This is a genomic window from Streptomyces sp. NPDC104226, from assembly GCF_055584085.1.
Genome location: NZ_JBVJMS010000002.1, coordinates 823691 through 846045 on the forward strand (window position 1 = coordinate 823691; position 22355 = coordinate 846045).

Annotated in this window: 23 protein-coding genes; 12 read left to right on the forward strand and 11 right to left on the reverse strand. The window is 70.8% G+C overall.

Annotated features, from left to right (window positions below; translation table 11 throughout):
- The first annotated feature begins 231 nt into the window (after window positions 1-231).
- Window positions 232-2259: an ATP-binding cassette domain-containing protein gene (locus tag ACZ60J_RS09020; RefSeq protein ID WP_469679970.1), complete on the forward strand. Its 2028-nt coding sequence runs from the start codon at window positions 232-234 to the stop codon at window positions 2257-2259.
- A 58-nt stretch (window positions 2260-2317) separates the two neighbouring features.
- Window positions 2318-2860 (forward strand): NUDIX hydrolase, encoded by a 543-nt coding sequence (locus ACZ60J_RS09025; RefSeq protein ID WP_469679972.1) that lies wholly within the window; start codon window positions 2318-2320, stop codon window positions 2858-2860.
- A gap of 26 nt (window positions 2861-2886) precedes the next feature.
- Here ACZ60J_RS09025 and ACZ60J_RS09030 read toward each other — a convergent pair whose 3' ends face one another.
- Together ACZ60J_RS09030 and ACZ60J_RS09035 are read right to left on the reverse strand one after the other, a co-directional pair.
- On the reverse strand, window positions 2887-3870 hold the full coding sequence (locus ACZ60J_RS09030) for a LuxR C-terminal-related transcriptional regulator (RefSeq protein ID WP_469679973.1): 984 nt from the start codon (window positions 3868-3870) through the stop codon (window positions 2887-2889).
- Between the two features lie 153 nt (window positions 3871-4023).
- Window positions 4024-4332 (reverse strand): hypothetical protein, encoded by a 309-nt coding sequence (locus tag ACZ60J_RS09035; protein ID WP_469679975.1) that lies wholly within the window; start codon window positions 4330-4332, stop codon window positions 4024-4026.
- A gap of 469 nt (window positions 4333-4801) precedes the next feature.
- Between ACZ60J_RS09035 and ACZ60J_RS09040 the strand changes: the two genes are divergently transcribed.
- The 8 genes from ACZ60J_RS09040 to ACZ60J_RS09075 all read left to right on the forward strand — a co-directional run bounded on the left by ACZ60J_RS09040 (window position 4802) and on the right by ACZ60J_RS09075 (window position 11621).
- Window positions 4802-4984, forward strand: a complete 183-nt coding sequence (locus ACZ60J_RS09040; RefSeq protein ID WP_469679976.1) for a hypothetical protein — start codon at window positions 4802-4804, stop codon at window positions 4982-4984.
- Between the two features lie 20 nt (window positions 4985-5004).
- Window positions 5005-5787: a YqcI/YcgG family protein gene (locus ACZ60J_RS09045; RefSeq protein WP_469679978.1), complete on the forward strand. Its 783-nt coding sequence runs from the start codon at window positions 5005-5007 to the stop codon at window positions 5785-5787.
- Window positions 5784-6620 (forward strand): arginase family protein, encoded by an 837-nt coding sequence (locus ACZ60J_RS09050; protein WP_469679980.1) that lies wholly within the window; start codon window positions 5784-5786, stop codon window positions 6618-6620. Before ACZ60J_RS09045 ends, ACZ60J_RS09050 begins: the two co-directional genes overlap by 4 nt.
- Before the next feature lie 115 nt (window positions 6621-6735).
- Entirely contained in the window at window positions 6736-7713 is a 978-nt protein-coding gene (cysK, locus tag ACZ60J_RS09055; RefSeq protein WP_469679982.1) for a cysteine synthase A, read from the forward strand.
- A 35-nt stretch (window positions 7714-7748) separates the two neighbouring features.
- Window positions 7749-8867 carry a homoserine O-acetyltransferase MetX gene (metX, locus tag ACZ60J_RS09060; RefSeq protein ID WP_469679984.1) on the forward strand — a complete coding sequence of 373 codons (1119 nt, stop codon included), beginning with the start codon at window positions 7749-7751 and terminating at the stop codon, window positions 8865-8867.
- A 63-nt stretch (window positions 8868-8930) separates the two neighbouring features.
- On the forward strand, window positions 8931-9686 hold the full coding sequence (locus ACZ60J_RS09065) for an SDR family oxidoreductase (protein WP_469679986.1): 756 nt from the start codon (window positions 8931-8933) through the stop codon (window positions 9684-9686).
- On the forward strand, window positions 9683-10642 hold the full coding sequence (locus ACZ60J_RS09070) for an ATP-grasp domain-containing protein (protein ID WP_469679988.1): 960 nt from the start codon (window positions 9683-9685) through the stop codon (window positions 10640-10642). The genes ACZ60J_RS09065 and ACZ60J_RS09070 overlap by 4 nt, the downstream gene beginning before the upstream one ends.
- A 58-nt stretch (window positions 10643-10700) precedes the next feature.
- Complete coding sequence (locus ACZ60J_RS09075; protein ID WP_469679990.1) at window positions 10701-11621, forward strand: DMT family transporter; 921 nt, start codon at window positions 10701-10703, stop codon at window positions 11619-11621.
- A gap of 79 nt (window positions 11622-11700) precedes the next feature.
- On the opposite strand, the gene ACZ60J_RS09080 is transcribed toward ACZ60J_RS09075, so the two are convergent.
- Window positions 11701-11916 carry a hypothetical protein gene (locus ACZ60J_RS09080; RefSeq protein ID WP_469679992.1) on the reverse strand — a complete coding sequence of 72 codons (216 nt, stop codon included), beginning with the start codon at window positions 11914-11916 and terminating at the stop codon, window positions 11701-11703.
- Window positions 11917-12241: 325 nt separating this feature from the next.
- Complete coding sequence (locus ACZ60J_RS09085; RefSeq protein WP_469679994.1) at window positions 12242-12634, reverse strand: hypothetical protein; 393 nt, start codon at window positions 12632-12634, stop codon at window positions 12242-12244.
- A gap of 220 nt (window positions 12635-12854) precedes the next feature.
- Between ACZ60J_RS09085 and ACZ60J_RS09090 the strand changes: the two genes are divergently transcribed.
- The gene (locus tag ACZ60J_RS09090; RefSeq protein ID WP_469679995.1) at window positions 12855-13163 is read left to right on the forward strand and encodes a hypothetical protein; all 309 of its coding nucleotides are present in this window, start codon (window positions 12855-12857) and stop codon (window positions 13161-13163) included.
- A 263-nt stretch (window positions 13164-13426) separates the two neighbouring features.
- Here the strand turns inward: ACZ60J_RS09090 and ACZ60J_RS09095 are convergent, their stop codons facing one another.
- Both ACZ60J_RS09095 and ACZ60J_RS09100 read right to left on the reverse strand, forming a co-directional pair.
- Window positions 13427-14944 (reverse strand): APC family permease, encoded by a 1518-nt coding sequence (locus ACZ60J_RS09095; RefSeq protein WP_469679997.1) that lies wholly within the window; start codon window positions 14942-14944, stop codon window positions 13427-13429.
- 119 nt (window positions 14945-15063) lie between these two features.
- Window positions 15064-16224: an agmatine deiminase family protein gene (locus tag ACZ60J_RS09100; RefSeq protein WP_469679999.1), complete on the reverse strand. Its 1161-nt coding sequence runs from the start codon at window positions 16222-16224 to the stop codon at window positions 15064-15066.
- A 151-nt stretch (window positions 16225-16375) separates the two neighbouring features.
- On the opposite strand from ACZ60J_RS09100, the gene ACZ60J_RS09105 reads away from it, so the two are divergent.
- Window positions 16376-17011, forward strand: coding sequence for a TetR/AcrR family transcriptional regulator (locus ACZ60J_RS09105; RefSeq protein ID WP_469680001.1), 636 nt, complete (start codon window positions 16376-16378; stop codon window positions 17009-17011).
- A gap of 15 nt (window positions 17012-17026) precedes the next feature.
- Here ACZ60J_RS09105 and ACZ60J_RS09110 read toward each other — a convergent pair whose 3' ends face one another.
- From ACZ60J_RS09110 to ACZ60J_RS09130, 5 genes are read right to left on the reverse strand one after another with little or no spacing between them, the layout of a single operon-like run.
- The gene (locus ACZ60J_RS09110; protein WP_469680003.1) at window positions 17027-17824 is read right to left on the reverse strand and encodes an ABC transporter ATP-binding protein; all 798 of its coding nucleotides are present in this window, start codon (window positions 17822-17824) and stop codon (window positions 17027-17029) included.
- On the reverse strand, window positions 17817-18830 hold the full coding sequence (locus ACZ60J_RS09115) for an ABC transporter ATP-binding protein (protein ID WP_469680005.1): 1014 nt from the start codon (window positions 18828-18830) through the stop codon (window positions 17817-17819). The genes ACZ60J_RS09110 and ACZ60J_RS09115 overlap by 8 nt, the downstream gene beginning before the upstream one ends.
- Window positions 18827-19681 (reverse strand): ABC transporter permease, encoded by an 855-nt coding sequence (locus tag ACZ60J_RS09120; RefSeq protein ID WP_469680007.1) that lies wholly within the window; start codon window positions 19679-19681, stop codon window positions 18827-18829. The genes ACZ60J_RS09115 and ACZ60J_RS09120 overlap by 4 nt, the downstream gene beginning before the upstream one ends.
- Window positions 19678-20637, reverse strand: coding sequence for an ABC transporter permease (locus tag ACZ60J_RS09125; protein WP_469680009.1), 960 nt, complete (start codon window positions 20635-20637; stop codon window positions 19678-19680). The genes ACZ60J_RS09120 and ACZ60J_RS09125 overlap by 4 nt, the downstream gene beginning before the upstream one ends.
- The gene (locus ACZ60J_RS09130) at window positions 20634-22295 is read right to left on the reverse strand and encodes an ABC transporter substrate-binding protein (RefSeq protein WP_469680011.1); all 1662 of its coding nucleotides are present in this window, start codon (window positions 22293-22295) and stop codon (window positions 20634-20636) included. Before ACZ60J_RS09130 ends, ACZ60J_RS09125 begins: the two co-directional genes overlap by 4 nt.
- Window positions 22296-22355 lie beyond the last annotated feature (60 nt).

Here is a 22355-nt window from a genome sequence, read left to right on the forward strand (position 1 = left end):
TGCACCCTGCACGAGCAGCCTTCCGCGCTCCTGTACGGGATCCGCTTCGTCTCAAACACGCGTGTTCGATCCGGCGCCCCCGGTCGTTGACCCCGGCACCATCACGTGAGCACAACACACCGCACATCCAGTGCAGTTGACGCCGTCGAGAGGCAGCACCATGAAGCCCTGTGTGACGCCCGCTCCTCCAGAACCCCTCGGTCTTGTACGACAGGAAGCGGGGTGGACCGCATGACCGACCGGCGACAGGCCGACGCAGAGGAGTCCACCGGGGTGGACGAAGAGTCCTCCGTGGTGTCGGAGTCCGAACGACTGCTGTTCGGCGGTGAGCTGGCGTACGACGTCGGCTGGGAACGGCACGAAGGCGCCTGGCTGAAGCTTGGCCTCGTGACCATGGCCAAGGCCTTGCCCCGCATGGTCGGCACCGGGCTGAGGCTCGCGCACCTCGCCGACGCGCGCGCCCTGCGCGTGGTCCTCGGCGCCGAGGTCGGGCGGGGCGTCACCCAGGCGGTCGGGCTGGTCGCGGTCAACGGCGTACTGGGCCACGTGCTGGCCGCCGGCACGACCAACCAGCGCCTGGCCCAGGCCGCCCCGTCGCTCGTCCTGGTCGCGGTGACGGCGTTGCTGGGCTCGCTGCTGCGCTCCGCCTCGACGGCGGCCACCGGCGAGCTCGAACCCAAGGTCCAGCGGGTGGCCACGGAGCGGTACCTGGGACTGGTGCACCGGGTGGAGCTCGCGGCGATCGAGGACGACGAGTTCCACCGGCTCCTGGACGCGGCCCGCTACGGGGCCGACTCCGCCCGCCGGATGATCCGGTACTGCACCAACACGCTGAACTCCGGGATCTCCCTGATCGCGGCCGCCGGTGTGCTCACGGTGCTCCACGTCGCGCTCCTGCCCCTTCTGGTCCTGATGACCCTGCCGAGCGCGTGGAGTTCGCTGACGATCTCCAAGCAGCGCTACATCAGCTTCCACACGTTCGTGCAGCACGCGCGGGCCGGGCACCTGCTGGGGCAGTTGCTGACCCAGCGGGAGGCGGCCGCCGAGGTCCGGGTCCACGAGGTCGGGCCCTTCCTCCTCGGCCACTTCCGGCAGATGGCCGAGACCAGCGAGCGCGAGCAGACCCGCCTGGCCCGCAACGCCGCCAGGATCGGGCTCATCGCGGACGGCGCTTCCGGGGCCGCGACCCTCCTCACCTACGGGGCGCTGGGGCTGCTGCTGTGGAGCGGCCGGATGGACCTGGCGGTCGCGGGCACCGCGGTGCTCGCCATCCGCGCCGGCTCCTCCAGCCTCGACGGCCTCGTCCTGCAGATGGCCGACCTGCACCAGGAGTCGCTCTTCGTCGCCGACTACGAGCGGCTGTGCGCGGAGGCCGAGGCGCGCGCGATCCCGGAGACCGGGGAGGACCTGCCCGAGCAGGTGCGGGAAGTCCGCTTCGAGAAGGTGACGTTCACCTACCCGGGATCCGGCGGCGAGACCCCGGATCCGACCCTGCGCGAGGTCTCCCTGTCCTTCCCGATGGGCAAGGTCATCGCCCTGGTCGGGGCCAACGGCTCGGGCAAGTCCACTGTCGTCAAACTCCTGGCCGGCCTGCACCTTCCCGACGAGGGCGGCGGCACGATCTGGTGGGACGACGTGGACGCCGCCAGGGCCGACCGGGGGCAGATCTTCGCCCGCATCGCCCTCATGTCGCAGTCCTTCTTCCGGTGGCCGTTCACGGTGCGGGTCAACATCGGCATCGGCCGGCCCACCGTGCCCATCGAGGACGCTGCGGTACGGGACGCGGCGGCCTTCTCCGGCGCCGACAAGTTCATCGCCGCACTGCCCCGGGGCTTCGGCACGCTCCTGGGCCGGGGATACAAGGGCGGGCGCGAGGCGTCCGGCGGGGAATGGCAGCTGACGGGCATCAGCCGCGCCTGGTACAAGCGCGCCGGGATCCTGGTGGTGGACGAGCCCACCAGCGCTCTGGACGCGGTCGCCGAGCAGCGGGTCTTCGATCAGATCCGCGCGCTCGCCGCGACCGGCCAGACGATCATCTTCATCACCCACCGGCTGCATTCGGTGCGGCAGGCCGACGTCATCCACGTCATGAAGGACGGCCGGCTCGCCGAGTCCGGGACGTTCTCGGACCTCATGGACGAGGCCACCGGCACGGGGGACTTCCGGGATTCCTACCTGATCCAGGCGGCCGCGTTCGCGGAAACCCTGCCCGCCCAGCGGGTGGCCGCCACGGACACCAGGACGGAGGAGCCGGCGTGAGCTCCGCGATGCGCATCGGAACCGGCCGCCGTGGAACCGGCCTCCATGGGGTGACACGGTGAGCGGCGGCGCCCGGCACACGGTGCCGGTCGACGTCCACCTCGTCCTGCGCCGCGACACCGGGCACGGCCCCGAGGTGCTGCTGTCCCGCCGCGCCGGACCGGTGTACGCGACGGGCCTGTGGCACCTCCCGTCCGGGCACCTCGACCCGGGCGAGACCATGGTCGAGGGGGTGATCCGGGAAGCCCGTGAGGAGACCGGCGTCCTCATCGATCCGGAGGACGTCACCGCAGCGGTCACCGTCCACCACCGGCCTCCCGTCGGCACCAACTCCCGGATCGGCGTGTTCTTCGAGGTCCGGCGGTGGTCGGGGCAGCCCCGGGTGAGGGAGCCCGACCGGTGCGACGGCATGGGCTGGTACCCCCTGGACGGGCTGCCGGAGCCGATGGTCGCGTACTGCCGGGCCGGCCTGGACGCCTACCGCGCAGGGCTGCCCGCCGCCGTGCACTTCCAGCACCCCGGCGACCCCGTCCGGCACGCTCCGGCGGGCCCCGACCGCACCCGCCTCCTGCCCGGCCCGCCCGCCGCCGAAGGCGTGTAGTCGGCGCTTCGGCTCCGGCTGTTCGGTCAGAGGAGGCCGAGTTCCCCGACGCGCAGGCCCGCCTGGAAGCGGCTCTTCGCGCCCAGGCGCTCCATCAGCTTGGCGGTGATCCGGCGCGTGGTCCGCAGCGAGACACCGAGGCGCAGGGCCACCGCCTCGTCGGTCAGCCCCTGTGCGAGGAGTTTGAGGACCTCGCGCTCTTGGCGGCCGAGGTCCTCTCCGTCCACCGGGACCGACTCCATCAGGGGGGTCCCGGTGGCCCACAGGTGGTCGAAGAGCGCGCACAGAGCGGCGACCGTCCCGGGACCGCGGAGCAGTACCGCGCCTTCCTCGCTCCGTTCGGGGTTGGCCGGTACCAGGGCCGAGGTCCGATCGGTGATGATCATGCGCAGCGGGAGCGCGGCCACGGTCCGTGTCTGCCCGCCCCTCGCATTGAGCCACCGGGCGTACTCGACGCTCGGCGGATGGCTGCGGACGCTGTCGACGTACAGGGTGCGCAACCGTACGCCGCGTTCGAGGAGTTGCTCGTCCAGCGGTTTGGCCGCTTCGAGGTTCTGCTCCGTCTGGGCCCCGCCGGGAGACAGTGCCGAGAGCTCCTCGCGGACCTCCTCCACGAGCTCCGCCAGCCGCGCCCGTACCGCTTCCACGCCGATCAGGTGCTCGACGTGGGGGTGTTCGCGCGTGCCGTGCAGATGGGCGAACCGGGCGATCAGCGTGGCCGCGGCGGCCCGGCTGCGCTCGATCTGGTGCTGACGCTCCAACAGCTCGGCCTGCTGGCGTGCCAGTAGGGCCTCCAGCCCGTACTCGGGGCTGATCACCTGTACCGGGCTGCCTCCGTCGACGGGCGGGCGCAGCAGGGAGAGCGAGGCGAGCCGGTCCATGGCGGCACGCACTTCGGCAGGGTCGGTTCCCGTCTGGGCGGCGATCTTGTCCAAGGTCATGTCGGGACTGGACAGCATCAGCTGATAGGTGTGCTCGGCCAGTTCGTCGAGCCCAAGTGATTCGAGCATGCTGCCTGTTCCCCTTCGACGGTGGAACCGATGATGCTCGAATCGGCCGGGAATCGATCGCGCCGTCCTGTCGAGGGCGGTCGTTTCGATGCGCCACAGTGGACAGGACGGCGTACAGGATTCCCGACGGTTCGGAGATGGTTCGGAGGTGGATCAGGGGAGGTCCGGGGCGGCGCGCCCCGTGTAGTACTCCGCCACCAGGCCGGGCCAGACCGCGGACACGGTCCAGTCGGCCGTGAGAATGCCCCAACAGGCCTCGCAGGCCTGGGATTCGGCCTCCGCCAGGGTCCGGGCCCGGACGAACGCGGTCAGGACCGCCGTCCCGGGATCCGGTCCGCCGTGCGTGGTCAGGTGCTCGATTCCGGCCGCGGCCAGGGCGGTCGCGTGGCGGGAGGGATCGACCGTAGGCGGATCGGCGTACGGTCCGTGATCCGCCCGGAGCAGCAGGTGGATCAGGTACACGGCGATCGGCCCGTCTGCCGTCCGGCGACGAGCGACCGGGTGCCCGGGTGCAACGGCCCGGAGCGAGAGGTCGGGGTCAAGGCGGAACAACTCCAAGGCGGTTCGGGGTCCGTGGGGACCGGGGAGGCCGGGCGGGCTCCCGCGACGCGGTACCGGCCCGTGCGGGGGCGGGGGTGGGGGTGGGGGCGGCGAAGGAACGCGCCCCTTCGAAGGCTGCCTTCTACGTGGCCGGTGTGTACACCGTCCGCCGGTTCAGGTTGGTGACAGTGGCACTGCCCTGCCAGCGGCCCGTGGGGTGGCAGGCTGCGGCCCCGTCACCAGGCTGCCGCTCGAATCCATGGCCAGGGCGCATTCACGTCGGCCACGATGGGACCACCGGCCGACAAGGCCCCTCGGAAAGAGCGGGGAGAGGCCGGTTCTCGATTCGATCCCCCGCTCTCCCTTTCCTCTCTTTCCCTTTGGAGTTTTCATGAACCGCTTCGCCATGCTCACTTGCGGACTGATCACCGTTCTCGGATTCGCCGCCACCACCGAATTCCCCGCGACCGCCGGTTTCTCCGGCACCGCGACCCGGATCACGGCCGAGGCCGAATCCACGGTGGCGGTGCCGGCCGATCCCGCGCCGAAGGGTGATTCGGCCGGATGGCAGTGACCGGGATTCGGAGTTCCGTCATGGTGAACACGTCGGCGAAGAGAATCGCCCTGATCTCCCAGGAACACGTCGGGGAGACCGGTGCGGACTGGCATCGGGACGCCCTGCACGAAGTGGCGTCCCGGCTCGAAGACCCCGGCTTCCCCTGCGTCTTCTCGAAGAACGCGCTGCGCAAGCAGCTGCTGAGGTTCGTCTTCGTGGAGAACGGCGACGACGACGGCGTCCGGCACCTGGCGCAGGGGCTCAAGGAGTACGTCGAGCTCTCCAGGGATTGGGACGGCAGGCTGGACACGGCGTATCCGCTGGTCGTCGTGTTCTCGGCCGGGGCGGTCGCGGGCCGCCGTACGGAGGACCACCACGCCTTCGGCTGGAAGGTCCTCCAGGGACTGCACGAGATCGACGCGGCGCCCTGGCCCGCGGACGTCGACCGGGATCCGAGTTCCCCGGGCTGGTCCATGTGCTTCGACGGAATGCCGCTGTTCTGCAACATGAGCACCCCTGCGCACAGGAAACGCCGCAGCCGCAATCTCGGAGAGCGTTTCGTCATGGTGGTCAATCCGCGTGAGCGTTTCGACGTGTTCGCCGGTGACACTCCGAGCGGCCGCAAGGTCCGCGCCAACATACGCGGCCGGATCGATCGGTACGACGAGATCCCGCATGCCCCACAGCTCGGCTCCTACGGAGCCGGCGCACTCGAATGGTTCCAGTACGGCCTCACGGACGAGAACGCCGAGCAGACGGACAGCTGCCCGTTCGCGTTCCGTAGTTCCGGGCCGGCTGCCGAGGAAAGGAACTCCCGATGAATACCGACCTGCCGATCGACCTCATTGTTTCCCAGGGCCGGGTGGCCGACCGCGTGCCGAGGATGATCGAGGGCGCGGCCCTGGTCGCACGGGCCCTGGAGGACCGCTACCGACTGCGGGGCCGGGCGATCGGCACCTTCGCGCCACCCGCCGACGACGACTGGAGCGTGAGCCTGCCCCAGGCGAGGGAGACCCTGCTCGGACTGGGCACGGCGGTCACCGAGAGTCTGGGTGCCGGCCGGCTCCCGGTGCTGATCTCCAACACCTGCTCCGCGAGCATCGCCACCCTGCCCGCCGTGGCGCGGGAACGCCCTGACGCCGTGGTGCTGTACATCGATGCCCACGGGGACTTCAACACGCCGGAGACGACCGGCACCGGCTACCTCGGGGGCATGGTCCTCTCCGCCGCGTGCGGACTCTGGGACAGCGGCCACGGCTCCGGCCTCCGGCCCGGGCAGGCCGTCCTGGTCGGCGCCCGGGACATCGACGAGGCCGAGCGCGACCTGCTGGCGCAGACCGGTGTCCGCGTCATCCCCCCGGCGGAGGTGACCGGGGAGAACATCCTGCGCGCAGTCGGCGGGGCACCGGTGTGGATCCACATCGACTGGGACGTACTCGACCCGGAAACCGCTGTGCCGGCCGAATACATCGTCCCGGGCGGCCTGTTCGAGTCCCAGATCCGGGCGGTCTTCGAGGCGATCCCCCGGGAGCAGCTGCTCGGGGTGGAGCTGGCCGAGTTCAACGCCCCGCTGGACCAGGAGGTCTCCGAGGCCGCGGTCGCCGCCATCCTCGACATGGTCGCGCCCGCCTTCGAGGACGCACGGGCCCGATAGCCGGCCCGCGCCGCCCGACCTACCCGGCATCCAGCCCGGCCACGCCACTCCAAGCCAAGCCAATCCACACCAGCCACACCGGCCGCACCGGCCAAGCCATCGAAAGCGACATCCCATGCCTCTCCACGACAGCATCCTCGACACCATCGGGCGCACGCCCATCGTCAGGCTGCACCGGCTCGCACCCGAGCACGTCTCGGTCTACGTGAAGGTGGAGTCCTTCAACCCCGGCGGCTCCGTCAAGGACCGCCTCGCCCTCTCGGTGATCCTCGACGCCGAGGCCAAGGGGCTGCTGAAACCCGGCGACACGATCGCCGAGTGCACCTCGGGCAACGTCGGCATCGCCCTGGCCATGGTGGCGGCGGCTCGCGGCTACAAGTTCGTGGCCGTGATGTCCGACTCCTACTCGGTGGAACGGCGCAAGCTCATCCGTGCGTACGGCGGCAAGGTCATCCTCTTCCCCGGCGCCCTGGGCAGCAGCGGCGGCAACCGGCTGGCCGACGAACTGGCCGCCCGTCACGGCTGGTTCCGCGCGCGGCAGTTCGACAACCCGGCGAATCCGGCGTACCACCGCGAGACCACGGCCTCGGAGATCCTCAGCGACTTCGCCGGGAAGCGGCTGGACTACTTCGTGACCGGCTTCGGCACCAGCGGCACCCTGACCGGTGTCGGTCAGATGCTGAAGCGGGCCCGTCCCGAAGTCCGGATCGTCGCCGCCGAGCCGGACAATGCCGCCGTCCTGTCCGGCCAGGCGTGGAACGTCCACCGGATCCAGGGCTGGGCACCCGACTTCGTACCGAGCGTGCTCGACCGGAGCGTCATCGACGAACTCCTCACCGTCGACGAGGTGGACGGCCGTGACACCGCGCGCCGGCTCGCCGCCGAGGAAGGCATCTTCACCGGGCTTTCGGCGGGCGCCACCCTGGCCACCGCGTTGCGCGTCGCGCAGACCGCGCCGGCCGGGTCCGTACTGCTGGCGATGCTGCCGGACACCGGAGAGCGCTACCTGTCCACGTTCCTGCTCGAAGGGGTGACCGAGGGCTCGGACGACGCGTGGCTGGCCTCGCTGGACGCCCACGCGCGCAGCGCATGAAGGCCCCGGCAGAGGACCGAAAGGAACGTGGACGCATGACGGAGTTCATCCCCCGCGCGACCCGCTTCGTCGACCTGCCCGACGGCTTCCCGATGAGGGCCGGCGGCACCCTGCACGGCGCGCGGATCGCCTACGAGTCCTTCGGGCGGCCGAGCCCGGCCGGCGACAACGTCATCCTGATCCTCACCGGGCTCTCCCCGGACGCGCACGCCGCCTCGCATCCGCAGGACCCCAGCCCAGGCTGGTGGGAGTCGATGCTCGGCCCGGGCAAACCCATCGACACCGATCGTTGGCACGTCATCTGCGTGAACTCGCTCGGCAGTTGCAAGGGATCCACCGGGCCCGCCTCGGTCGATCCGCGGACCGGTGAGCCCTACCGGCTGGACTTTCCCGAACTGTCCGTCGAGGACATCGCCGACGCCGCGGCACACACGGTCCGCGCGCTCGGCTTCGAGCGGCTGGCCTGCGTGATCGGCGTCTCGATGGGAGGAATGAGTGCGCTGTCACTGCTCACCCGCCACCCCGGGCTCGCACACAGTCACGTCAACATCTCCTCCGGGGTGCACTCGCTGCCGTTCTCGATCGCGGTGCGCTCCCTCCAGCGCCAGGCGATCCGCTTCGATCCCCAGTGGAACCAGGGCCGGTACGACGCGGAGCACTATCCGTGCCGCGGAATGCTGACGGCACGCAAGCTCGGCATGATGACGTACCGCTCGGCCCGGGAGTGGGACAGCCGTTTCGGCCGGGCCCGGCTGAGCCCCGAACGCAGCGGAAACGAGGGTCCGTTCGGCCCCGAGTTCCAGGTCGAGGGGTATCTCGACTTCCACGCCCGGCGGTTCCTGCACCGCTTCGATCCCAACAGCTACCTCTACCTCAGCCGCAGCATGGACCGCTTCGACCTCGGGGAATCCTGCGGCACCACCGCCGAAGACGCGCTGGCCCGGCTGGGCCTGGACAAGTCCTTGGTGATCGGGGTGGAGAGCGACATCCTCTTCCCCCTGTCACAGCAGCGTGAGCTCGCCGAGGCCCTGGGCGCCGGCGGACCCGGCGTCGAGTTCCTCGCGCTGGAATCCCCACAGGGCCACGACGCCTTCCTCGTCGACATCGCCCGCTTCGGGCCGCCGGTGGCGAAGTTCCTGTCGGTCGGCTGGTGACACCCCCCTCCCGGCCTTCCCCGCCTTCCCTCCCCGGGCCGTATCCGACCTCTGGAGCAAGACGTGCCACACACGCCATCCCACCCCTCCCCCACCGCCCTCGTCACGGGCGCCAACCGGGGCATCGGCCTCGAGGTCGCCCGCCGGCTCGGCGAGCACGGCATCCGGGTCCTGCTCGGCGGCCGCGATCCCGGGACGACCGCCGCGGCCGCGGCCGGCCTGCGCGCCGACGGGCTCGACGCCGAACCCCTCGTCCTCGACGTGACGAAGCCGGACACGATCGCGGCCGCCGCGGCGGAGGTCGCCCGCACCCGCGGCCCGCTCGACATCCTGGTCAACAACGCCGGGATCCGCGTCGAGGAGTACGGCCGACACCCGTCGGAGCAGCCTCTGTCCCAGTGGCGGGAGACCTTCGACACCAATCTGTTCGGCGTCGTCGCGGTGACGACGGCCTTCCTGCCGCTGATCCTGCGGGCGGAAGCGGGACGCATCGTGAACGTCTCCAGCCTGCTCGCCTCACTCACCCTGCACAGCGACCCGGATTCGTACACATACAGCCCGGAGTTCAAGTCCCTTCCGGCGTACAGCGCTTCGAAGAGCGCGGTGAACTCCTGGACCGTGCACCTGGCGTACGAGCTGCGCGACACACCGGTCAAGGTGAACGCCGTCCACCCGGGCTACACACGGACCGCCATGAACGACGGCGCGGGCGAACTCGAACCCGCCCAGGGCGCCGAGACCGCAGTGCGGATGGCCCTGCTCGGCAGCGACGGACCCAGCGGCGGCTACCTGCACCTCGCGGACACCCTGCCGTGGTGACCCGCTCCGACACCGACGCGCACGCCACCACCACCAACCCCACCGAAAGGACACCCGCCATGGGCGCCGTTGCCCTGGTCACGGATGCCGCAAGCCTCCCCATCGACCACGACATGCCGCTGCTGCTCGAAGCCTTCGCGGAGGTAGGACTCGCCGTCGAAGTGTGCGACTGGCAGGACCCGGCCGTCGACTGGCCGCGCTTCGGCGCCGTACTGCTGCGCTCGCCCTGGACGTACGTGGAACGGCTGCCGGACTTCGTCGCCTGGTGCGAACAAGTCGCCGCCACCACGGACCTGTTCAATCCCCTCTCGGCCGTGTGCTGGAGCCTCGACAAGTACTACCTGGCCGATCTCGCCGCGTACGGGGTGCCGGTCGTGCCGAGCCGCTTCGTCGAACCCGGGGAGGAACCGCTCTCGGTGGTAAGGGAGTTCCTCGCCGCCCATCCGCAAGTCGGCGAGATCGTGGTCAAGCCCACCGTCGGCGCCTACTCCAAGGGCGTCCAGCGCTACGCCCGATCCATGGCGGAGGCGGCGGCCGGGTACGTCGCCGACATGCTCGACGAGGGGTGCCACCTCATCCTGCAGCCCTACCTGGACGCCGTCGACCGGGACGGCGAGACCGACCTGATCTACTTCGACGGCGTGTACAGCCATGCCATCCGCAAGAGCGCGCTGCTGATGGCCGACGGCACGGTGAACGTCCCGACGCTCGAGAGCCGCACCGCACGCTGCGCCGACGCGGACGAACGTGCCGTCGCCTCGGCCGTCCTCGAAGCGGCAGCCGCCCGCCTCGGGCTGGACCGGCCGCTGCTCTACGGCCGCGTCGACCTGATCCGCGGCAGCGACGGCCGGCCCGTGGTGCTGGAGATGGAGCTCTGCGAGCCCTCACTGAACCTGCCGTTCAGCGAGGACGGCGCCCTGCGCCTCGCCCGAGCCGTAGCCGACCGCCTGCGCTGACCCCGCAGAACCAGGCACGAACCACTACTCAGTCCCAACCCGACGAAAGTTGTAAGTCATGGACGTCGAAGCCCCCGCTGCCGCCCCCGTGCGCGTACCGTCATCGTCATCGTCACCGTCACGGACCCGAGGCACCCTGTTCGCCGCGCTCGGCGTACTGAGCTTCTCCTTCAGCTTCCCCGGAACCGCCTGGGCGCTGGACGGGTTCGGCCCCTGGGCGGCCATAGGGGTCCGCGGTGTGCTGGCCGCCGTCATCGCCCTCGCGGCGCTGCTGCTCAGCCGCGTGCCGATACCCGCCCGCAAGGACTGGCCCGCCCTCGCCGTGGTCGCCGGCGGCTGCGCGATCGGCTTCCCGCTGCTGACCACGCTCGCCCTTCAGACCTCCTCCACGGCGCACTCCGCGGTCGTCATCGGGGCCCTTCCCATGGCCACGGCGACCATCGCCGCACTGCGCACCCGGCGCCACCCCTCGAAGGTGTTCTGGGCTGCTGCCGCCACCGGTGCGGCCGCCGTCATCACCTTCACCCTGGCGCAGAACCACGGCGCACCGACCGTCGCCGACCTGTACCTCTTCGGCGCCCTGCTGGTCTGCGCGGCCGGCTACGCCGAGGGCGGGCGGCTGTCGGCGCGGATGCCCGGCTGGCACGTCATCGCCTGGGGCGTGGTGATCGCCGCCCCCGTCAACCTGGCCGTGGCCGCGCTGGCGCTCCAGCACGAGCCCGTACACCTCACGGCGAAGGCCGTCATCGGCATGGCGTACATCGCCGCCATCTCTCAGTTCGGCGGGTTCGTCGTCTGGTACAAGGGCATGGGCCTGATCGGAGTGGCCAGGGCCAGCCAGCTGCAGCTCGCCCAGCCGCTCCTGACGCTGGTGTGGGCCGTGCTCCTGCTCGGCGAACACCTCAGCCCCGCCGTCCCGCTCACCGCGGCGGTCGTACTCGGCTGCATCGTAGTCACCCAACGCGCCCGAGCCTCCTGACCCCAACTCCCCCTCCCCAAGCGACGCCCAGGGCACCGTGTGCCGGCTTCGGGGAGGGCGGAGGGAGGCCAACAAGGCCTCACACTGCGGGGCGTTCCACCGTCTGCCAGTCCTCCACCGGCTTCGTCCGGAACAGGCCCCGGTACACCAGACGGGTCAGCACCACGGCACCCTCCCCGTACTCGTCCAGCTCCTCGAAAGCCTCAGCCGCGGAGTCGTACACGAACTTCTTGCCCTTCGCGTTCTGGATGACCCACTCCCGATCAGCCGCAACACCAATCCCACCGGTCTGCACGACTCCCCCGTCTGTATCAACAAGCTCTGAACGACCGCGCGATCCTAACGCTGCCAGCAGAGACGCAGACCCCCGCCCCTGGTCAGGGGGTCCTTGTCCGGCGTCTGGTTCCGGGCCAATTTGCGCACGTACTCGCGTGCATGGGCCCGGGCGGTGCGGATCGCGTCCAGGGCCTTCGGCCCGGCTTCGGCCGGACAGTCTCCGCTCAGCGCGACTGCCAGCGTCTCTCTTGGGGGTGGGCAGGACCCTATACAAGCCCTGCTTTCCCAGTTCAGAGACGTTCTCCGGCAGGTCCGGCCTGCGGCTGAACATCAGCTCAGACGTGTCACGGGACCCAGGATCCAGGCAGGTCCAGCCAAGGTTCGCCTTCGATCAGCCGCGGTCGCCGGGAGTACCACCGCGCATCGTCTGCCTGGCCGTTCAGGGGCACGGTAGCCAGTTGGAAGCGGGCATCCAGGTCGTCGAGCTCTGCTTGCCGCAAGACCTGAATCCTGTGGGTGAACATGGGCCATGCCTCCGCGATCCAGCGGCGGCAGCGAAGCCTGTCCGTGTACTCCCAGATGAGCTCGGCGTGGAACCCCTCTTCGGTGTCCTCGACCAGCGCCTCCCACGCCTCCATCATGGCGTTGAGCGTCACCATCCCGTACCGCGCCGCCAAGCTTCTGCTTGCCCGGTGCACCGACTCATAGTCATCTGCGCTGAGCGCCTCCATGTCCATGAACACAGCCTGCCAGCCGTGACACGCCGGATGGATGCGTCACCCGACGGGTGAAAGCACCACGGCAAAGGTGACGGCCGGGCTGATGGCGGGCACGGCCGCGGGCTCCGGGCGCGCCGCCGGCGCGCTGCGCATGGGCGCTGGAGACCGCCGAGCGGTACTACGCGAACGGCAAGGCGAACGAGCGGGCCCTGGCCTCCCTCATCGCGAGTGGGAGGACATGCGGGCCACCACGGGTGCGCCAGCAACCCCCTCACCCACCTTCCCGGAAGCGGCCAAGCAGGGGTACGCGGGCCAGGTCGGCGACCGTCCGGTCTCGCCTTCGCTCCCCGACATCCGCATGGAGCGAGTGGGCGGGAGCCCGGACGAGACCTCCTTCGGTCCCGTCGCCATCCAGGTACGGCGGGGTGTGGAGGTGCTCGGCTACGATCCGGACAATCTCACCGAACAGCAGAGGTCCGTGGTGGAGGAATCCCTCCAGGACCCCGGGCAGAACGTCTTCATCGCCCGGGGTACCTGGCCCAGCTGAAGGCGGAGAGCGAGTTCTCCGACGTACCCGCGCGGGAGATGACCCCCGCCCAGTACCAGGAGCTGGCGGCCCGGTACAACGGCGGCCCGTACTGGCAGGGCGACGACGCCCAGGCTGATCACCCTCCTCCCGTCGATCCGGCCCGTGATGGGGCGGTGGTGGCTCGCTCCGCCCCTGGTGCTGGGGATCGCCGCCGCCGTGCGGTGGATGCTGGGCAGCTGACACGGGGAGCCGTGTCAGGGCGTACTCGGGAGTCGGTGTCGTCAGAAGTCGGTCAGGAGGCCGTCTCGGCGGGCATCGGTCGGGGCGGTGGCGGCCTGGGTGTGCGTGAAGTGGGTGGACGGTGCCTCCACGTTCCCGGGGTTGAGCGGCCTCGGGTGGAAGTAGGACCGCCCTCCCTGGAATCGGGCGAAGGCCAGTGGGACCAGGCCGAGGGCCAGCGCGCCGAGCCCGATGGTGAGTTGCGTGCCCGTCAGGGTCGGGATCGACGCCGCGAGGACCCAGACGTTGAAGGCCGTGCCGGCGAGCGGCCACAGGCCCAGGAAGAGGAGGTTGCCGATGGAGGCGAACAGCACGCTGCGGAAGGCCACGGTGACGGAGATGCCGGCCAGGGCGTAGTAGAACGCGATCAGCAGGCCGATCCCCATCAGCGCATCGCCGAGGACGGCGACCCCGGAGCCGGTGAGCGCGATCAGTGTCAGAACCGATACGGCGACCGCGCCGACCGCCGCCGTGGCGGCCACGGGAGTCTGGCGGCGGGGGTGGATGCGGCCGAGGAAGGAGGGGAGCGTGCGGTCGCGCCCCATGGCGAACAGCGTGCGGGTCGCCTGGAGGAGCGTGGTCTCCAGCGTGGCGATCATGGAGAGCGGCACGGCGAGGACGAGCAGGGTGCCGCCCACTCCGGGCCAGGCCGCCTCGCCGAGCTGGTGGAGGAAGCCGCCGTCCGTCGGGGTGACGGCGTCCGGGCCCAGCAGCATGTTCGCGCTGACGGTCAGGGTGAGGAGGGTGGTGGCGACGACCAGCAGGCCGATCAGGCCGCCGAGTCCGGAGCCGCCCCGGCCACTGCGGGTCTCTTCGCCGAGGTTGGCCGTCACGTCCCACCCCCAGTACAGCCCGCCGGCGATCAGTGCCCCCGCGGTGAAGGTGTGGGCGGTGTCGAAGTGCCCGAAGCCGAACCAGGAGTACGAGAACTCCGCGGTGTGGACGTCCTGCGTCAGCGCGGTGACGGCGACGGCCAGCAGCAGTGCCAGTTGGGCTCCGACGGCCACGGCCCGTACCCGGGCGGCGATCCGGGCGCCGGATGCCACGAGGGCGGCCATGAGCAGGAAGCAGCCGAGGCCGGCCGCGGTGGCCAGGAGGTCGTTCCCGGCCAGGTCTGCGTCGAAGAGCGAGACGGTGGCCCTGCCCGCGGGCGTCGTCGAGGCGATGACGAACAGGGTGGTGGAGACGACCACGGCCCACCCGCTGAGGAATCCGAGGAAGGGGTTCAGGCTTCTGGCCACCCAGGAGTACGTGGCACCGGAATTGACGTCGAGCCGTCCCAGGTGCCGGAAGGCGAGGGCGATGCCCACCATCGGGATCGCGCAGTAGAGCAGGACGGCCGGGGCGGCGAGGCCGACTGCGGCGACGAGCGCGGGGACCAGCGCGATGACGGTGTACGCCGGCCCGCACCCTGCCACCGCCGTGACCACGGAGTCGAACGTACCCAGGGCACCTGCTCGGAGCCCGCCCCCGCCCCCGCCGTTGCCCCCGCCCCCGCCGTTGCCGGGTCTGTCGTTCACCGTTGCGCCTTTCCTCTGTCGTGCTGGACGACGTCCGTGACGTCCGGAGATGCGGACGGGGCGGGGCGGTGTCGGCCGCCCCGCCCCGCATCGGCCCGTCACCGGGCCGCGGTCCTGCCTCAGCGAGCGGGCTGCTGCTGGGTGACGCAGTGGATTCCGCCGCCGCCGGTGCCGAGGCGGTCGATGTTGAGCTGTTCGACGACGCGGCCCGGGAAGAGCCGCGTCAGCAGGGCCTTGGCCGCGGTGTCCGCGCGGGTGTCGCCGAACTGGCCGCTGATGACGGCCCCGTTGCACACGTAGTAGTTGGCGTAGGAGGCGAGGAAGTCCGGGTTGGCGGAGCGGATCTTGTAGTAGTCCGGGCCCTGGAGCTTCTCGGCGGTCATGCCGGCGCCGCCCGCGGTCGTCGCCGTGGACAGGATCTGGTACTGCTGGCGGGCGTCCTTCGCGTAGGCGTCGTTGTCCGAGGCCAGCGGCATCTGGACGAGGGCCTTGCCGGGTGCGAGGAAGCGCGAGGTCGCGTCGACGTGGTCGTCGGTGATGTCCTGGCCGTACACGCCGTCGAACCAGATGACCTTGGACGCTCCGTAGGCGGTACAGAGCGCGGCCTCGATCTGTGCCTGCGACTTGTTGGGGTTGCGGTTGCTGTTCACGAGGCTGCTGCGGGTGGCCATCAGGGTTCCCGCGCCGTCCTGTTCGACCGCGCCGCCCTCGCCGACCAGCCCGGCCACGGTGAACGGGACGCCCGCGTAGGAGGCGATCCGGCCGGCGACGAGGGCGTCCTTGGCGTGGGTCTGCTTGTTGCCCCAGCCGTTGAAGCTCAGGCCGATCGCGTCGAGCCCGCCGGCCCCGTCGGTACGGAAGACCGGTCCCGTGTCGCGCATCCAGCAGTCGTCCACGGGGATGGTGCTGATGACGGTGACGGTGGATCCGCACATGGAGCGGGCCTTGGCGGCGCTGGCGGAGTTGGCGCAGAGGTAGACCGGCTCGTACTTGGCGATGGTGCGGGCGATGAGGGCGATGTCCGACTGGACGCCGCTGAGCTTGCTGCCCCAGATCGAGGTGCTGTCCGGCCAGGCCATCCAGGTGCGGGTGTGGCGGACGTCCTCGATCGGGACGCTGAAGGTGCCCGCCGCCGCGGTCCCGAGGGTCCGCGGTCCCGCGCTGGCCCGGCCCTGGGCTGCGGCCAGGGCCCCGCCGGCGGCGGTCAGGGCCGCGGCCGCCAGGAATCCGCGCCGGCCGAGGCTTCCGCCCGACGGCCGCTTCGCGACGTTCTCGTTCATGTGCATCTCCTGTCTCAACTGCCCGTAAGTGGTGCTGTGGTGGAGAGAAAGCTAGAACTGACCAAGCGCTCGGTCAATCATGTGGACACCGGTTTCCCGGTGGCCCGGGAAACCTTCGGGTGCCCGTGGAAGCGCTCGTTAGAGTGGCGCCATGGCTGCATCCCCGAAGGGTCCTCAGAGCTCCGCCGAGACGCAGGCCCGCCCGGCCCGGCCCCGCGTCTCGGCCAAGGGCGAGCAGACGCGGACGCGTCTGCTCGCCGCGGCGCGCGCCCTGCTGGCCGGTGAGATGAGCGAGCGGTTCACGACCCGCAACGTGGCGGCGCTGTGCGGGGTTTCGCACGGGATGTGCCACTACCACTTCAAGGACCGGACCGATCTCGTCGTCGCGGTCATCGAGGACATCCGCCCCGAGTGGATCCTGCCGCTGGAAGAGGCGGTGGCCGCTCCCGGCACCTTCGCCGAGCGGGCCGAGCGGGTGCTCGGCCTGCTGACGCAGCCCGAGGGCACGGACCTCTCGCACCTGCACGCCGCGCTCCACTGGCACGCACTGAACGACGAGCGGGTGCGCACGTCCCTGGAGGCGGAGTACCGGCGCCGGCGGTCCTGCTTCGTGGCCCTGTTCCAGGTGCTGGCCGACGAACGGGATGGCGGCGTCGACGCACGGTCCCTGGGTGAGGCGGTGGCCGCCGCCGTCGACGGGCTGGCCGCCACCCGGTCCCTCGATGCCTCCTTCGATGCCGCGGAGGTTCTGCGGACGCTGGTACGGACCCTCACCGCCGGCGCCTGAACCGGCGGCGGTCCGTCACAGGGCCCGGCGGGCCGCGGCGATGGCGTCGGGATCCCAGCCGGGGCGGGGTACGGATTCCAGCAGGAGCCGGGTGTAGGGGTGCTCGGGGGCGGCGAGGACCTCGGCGGTGGCGCCCGCTTCGACGACGGCGCCCCGGCGCATGACGATGACATCGTCGGTGACGCACCGGACCACGCCGAGGTCGTGGGTGATGAAGAGGTAGCCGATGCGCGTCTGCTCCCGGATGTCGGCGAGCAGGTTGAGGATCTGTGCCTGCACGGAGACGTCGAGGGCGGCCACGGCTTCGTCCAGGACCAGGACGGCCGGCTCGACGGCGAGGGCCCGGGCGATGGCGACGCGCTGGCGCTGCCCGCCCGACAGCTGCCGGGGACGTGCGTCGGCGGCGCGGGTTCCCAGGCCGACCTGGTCGAGGAGTTCCCGGATGCGGCGGTCGTGGTCCGCGCCCGGGAAGTGCAGGCGCAGGGTTTCCCGCAGGACCGCGTCCACGCTGGTCCTGGGGTCGAGGGAGAGGTAGGGATCCTGGAAGACCATCTGGACCTCGCGGGCCCTGACCAGGCGCTCGGCCCGGCCGCGGCTCCGTGCGGTCCGGGCCTGGCCGCGTACGAGGACTTCGCCGGAGTCGGCCCGCTCCAGGCCGACGACGATCCGGGCGGTGGTGGTCTTGCCGGAGCCCGATTCGCCCACGATGCCCAGGGAACCGCCCTCGGGGAGGGTGAAGGACACGTCATCGACGGCGCGGACGGCTCCGTAGCTGCGGTGCAGGCCGACGACTTCCAGTACGTTCTCAGGCACGGGCGGAGCTCCCTTCGAGGAGGTCGCTGTGGTGGCAGGCGGCCTGGTGCTGCGGGGTCCCCGGTGCGGGGAGGGCCTGCGGGGCCTGCTGGTCGCAGATCTCCGTGGCGAGGGGGCAGCGGGCGGCGAACGGGCAGCCGTGCAGTTCCTGCCGCAGGTCGGGGGGCTGGCCGTCGATGGCGGCGAGTCTGCCCTGAGGGGCTTCCAGGCGGGGGGTGGAGGCGAGCAGGGCTGCCGTGTAGGGGTGGCGGGGCTGCGCGAAGAGGACTTCGGCGGGGCCGCTTTCCACGATCCGCCCGGCGTACATGACGTAGACGCGGTCGCTGATGGCTGCGGCGAGGTCGAGGTCGTGGGTGACGAACAGCAGGCCGGTGCCGAAGCGTTCGCGGAGTTTGGCCAGGAGGGCGATGACCTCGGCCTGGGTGGTGACGTCCAGCGCGGTGGTGGGCTCGTCGGCCAGGAGGAGGGCGGGATCGCCCATCAGGGCTGCGGCGATCATGACGCGTTGCAGCATGCCGCCGGAGACCTGACCGGGGTACTTGTGCAGGGCGGAGGCGTCCAGGCCGACCGCCTGGAGGAGTTCGGCGGCGCGTGCCGTCGCGTCCGCCTGGCTCAGCGTCTTGGTCAGCGTGACGCTCTCGGTGAGGAAGTCGCCGATGCGGCGCAGCGGGTTGATGGCCGCGCGGGGGTCCTGGAAGATCATGGCCACCGTGCCGGCGCGCAGGGCCCTCAGCTCTTTGGTGTCCATGGTGAGCACGTCCTGGCCGCCCACCTTCACCGCGCCTTCGACGACGGCGCCGGGGGGCAGCAGCCGCAGGGCGCTGCGTGAGGTGAGGGTCTTCCCGGAGCCCGATTCGCCCACGAGGGCGACGGTCTCGCTTGCGCCGACGGTGAGGTCGACTCCGTCGAGGACGGGCCGGGCGGTGCCGGGCAGGGTGATCCGCAGCCCTTGGATGTCGAGCGTCTGCGGTGGTGTCATCGGGTTCGTCTGGTTCGTCGGATTCATCGGTCTCTCCTGGCGACGCGGTCGGCCCAGCGTTCTCCCACCACGTTGAAGGCGACCACCGTCAGCACGATGAAGATGCAGGGGAGGATCGCGGACAGCGGATAGCCGTGCTGGATGGCGGTCTGTCCGTCGAAGACCATGCGGCCCCAGTCCGGGGTGAGCGCGGGTACGCCGAGTCCGAGGAAGGACAGGCCGGCGAGGTCCATCAGGGCGTAGCCGAAGTTGATCGTGGACTGGGCGAGGACCACGGGGGCGATGTTGGGGAGCACGTGGCGCAGGCAGATCTGGAGTGCCGAGTGGCCTTGGACCTGGTAGGCGCTGACGTAGGGGCGTTCGCATTCGGCCAGGACCAGGGAGCGGGTCAGGCGGCTGACGTACGGCAGGTAGGCGATCGAGAGGGCGATGACCGGGGCGAGGAGCCCTTCGCCGTAGACCGAGATGATGAGGATCGCGAGCAGCATGCCCGGGAAGGCGAAGACCAGTTCCGTGCTGCGGGAGAGGGCGGAGTCGAGCCAGCCGCCCTTCCATGCCGCGGTCATGCCGACGGCGATGCCGGCGAGGGTGGAGAAGACGACCACTCCGAGGGGGCCCAGCAGGGAGGTGCGGGCGCCCAGCAGCAGGCGGGAGAGGGTGTCGCGGCCGGCCGCGTCCACGCCGAGCGGGTGCTCGGCCGAGGGTCCGGCGAGTGCGTTGCCGAGGTCGATGGCGTTGGGGTCGTGGGTCACCACCCAGGGCCCGATCAGGGCGGCGGCGGTCACCAGGGCGACGAGGCCCAGGCAGACCGCGTAGAGCGACGACCGGGCGGAGCGGACCTTGGCGAGTCCGGGCCGGCGGGTGAGGGTGGCGGTCATGCGCCGGACCTCCTCGATCCGAGGGTGATCCGCGGGTCGACCACCGGAAGCAGCAGGTCGACGATGAGGTTCACGGTCATGAACAGGGCAACGATGATCAGGGAGATGGCCTGAACGGTCGGGAAGTCCTTGGTGGTGGTGGACAGTTCCAGCAGCTGGCCGATGCCGCCGATGCTGAAGGCGGTCTCCACCAGGATCGTGCAGACCAGGAGGGTCGAGATGATCAGTCCCCCGGTGGTCAGGACCGTGCCCAGTGAGTTGCGGAAGACGTGGCGGCGGATGACCTCGCGTTCGGGGACCCCGCGGCTGCGGGCGACGGTGACGTGCTCGCTGTCGAGGGCTTCGAGCATGGCGGAGCGGGTGACCCGGGCGAGCATGCCGATCAGGTAGAGCGCGAGGGCGATCGCGGGGAGGGTCAGGTGCCAGACCATGTCGCCGAATCCCTCGCCCGCGCCGCTGCTGGGGAACCAGCCCAGGTTCACGGCGAACAGGCCCTGGAGCAGGACGGCCGCGACGAAGGAGGGGGTGCCGAGGGCGAACGTGGTGCCGACGAGGATGGCGGAGTCGGTGCCGCCGCCGCGTACGGCGGCGATCCATCCCAGCAGCAGGCCGATCACCGCGACGACCACCAAGGCCATCGTGACGAGCAGCAGGGTGGTGGGGAGGCGGTCGGCCAGGAGCCGCGAGACGTCGGTGCGGTAGGTGATGGACCGGCCGAAGTCTCCGTGGAGCACGTCTCCGAGCCATCGGAGGTACCGGACGAAGAAGGGGTCGTCCAGGTGGTACTGGGCGTTGATCGCGGCGAGGGCCTCCGGCGAGGCCGAGCGTCCCGAGAGCAGGAAGCTGGCCGGGTTGCCCGGCGCCATGTACATGGCGCCGAACACCACGAACGACGCACCGAGCAGGGTGGCGGCCATCTCCGCCACCCGGCGTACGGCGAATCTCAGGAAGTTCACTTCACGGCCCCCACGTCGGCGGCCCACGGGTAGTACATGTACGAGATGGTGGTGGGAGCCCCGGTGATCCTCTTGTTGAGGAAGACGGCCGTGGGCCATTCCGCGACCGGCATCCACAGCAGCTGCTCGGCGGCCTGCTTCTGGAGCTTGGCCTCGATCTCCATCCGCTGCTCGGGCTGGTAGACGGCGGTGGCCTGGTCCACGAGTTCGTCGTATGCCTTGTCGCTGTAAGCGGCGAAGTTCAGGTAGGCGCCGGACTGGAAGTTCTGCAGCAGGTCCAGCGGGTCGGTGATGTTCTGGTACGAGGTGTACGGGAACATGTCGATGCCCTCGCGCGCCTGGGGATCGGTGAAGAGCGCGGTGAAGGCGTTGGGGGCGACGGTCTTGAGGCGGATGTCCAGACCGATCTGGGTGCCGGCCGCCTGGACCGCGGTGGCGAGCAGGGAGACGTCCTGGCCGATGGAGCTGGTGGCGACGGTCAGGGTCTTGCCCGTGGCCCCGGCCTCCTTGATCAGGGCCTTGGCCTTCTCCAGGTCCTGGGTGGCGGGCGGCAGCTCGTCGAAGGCGGCCTTCTTGGTCTGCTCCGAGGCTCCGGCCCAGGCTCCCCGGGGAGTGAGGGAGTTGGTGACGGTGCCCGCCCCGCCGAGTCCGGCCTTGACGAAACCGGACCGGTCCAGGGCCAGGGACAGTGCGCGGCGTACGCGGACGTCACCGAGCGGGCCCTGCATGTTGGTGACGTTGACGTTGACCGTGGTCAGGCCCTCGCCGAAGTACAGGGTGCCCACCCCGCTGTCGCGCAGCCGGCCGTAGCTCTCCGTGGGGATCAGGTAGCCGCCGTCGGCCTCCCCGCTGAGCATGGCGTTGGTGCGGGCGGACGGGTCGGTCAGGAACCGGAAGACGGCCTTCTTGGACTTCGCCTTGGTGCCCCAGTAGTCGTCGAAACGGTCGAGCTCGATCGACTGGCCCTTGCTCCACGTCTTGAGCTTGAACGGCCCGCTGCAGGCGAGGTCGCCGGTGGTGCCGTAGTCCTTGCCCGCGGCCTCGACGCCGGCCTTGGAGGCGACCACGCCGGCGGCGGTGGCCATGTACTGCGGGAACTGGGAGTCGGGCTTCTTGAGCTTGACGGTGACCTGGAGCGGTCCGGTCTTGTCCAGGGAGGCGACGTTCTGGAAGGACTGGGCCCAGGCGGCGGCGTTGTCCGGGTCCATCTGCCGGCCGAGGCTGAAGACCACGTCGTCGGCGGTCATCTCCTTGCCGTCGTGGAAGCGCACGCCCGGGCGGAGGTCGTAGACCCAGGTGGTGGGGTCGGGGTTCGTCGCCTTCTGCGCCAGGCCGGGCTCGGTGGTGAGCCCCGGTGTCCAGCGCATGAGGCTCTCGCACACGTTCGACAGGATCGTGTTCTGCGGGTAGTCGAACGCCACCGTGTAGTCGAGGGTGGGCGGCTCCGCGTAGAGGGCCCAGGTGAAGGAGTCGATCTCACCGGCGGCCGGAGGCGTGGAAGCCGAGAGCTTGATCGCGTCGCCGGTGACGCCTGCGTCCTTGGGAGGTCCGGAGCAGGCCGCGAGGGCGGCGAGGGAGGTGAGGACGGCCGTCGTGACGGCGATCCGGGCGCGCCTGCCGCGGGGGCGTCTGCGGCTGGGGGTCGGGGTGGTGGTCATCGTCGCGCTCTCTTTCCGTGAGGGGTTGCGGGGCGGGCGGGCCACGGGAAGCGGCCCGCC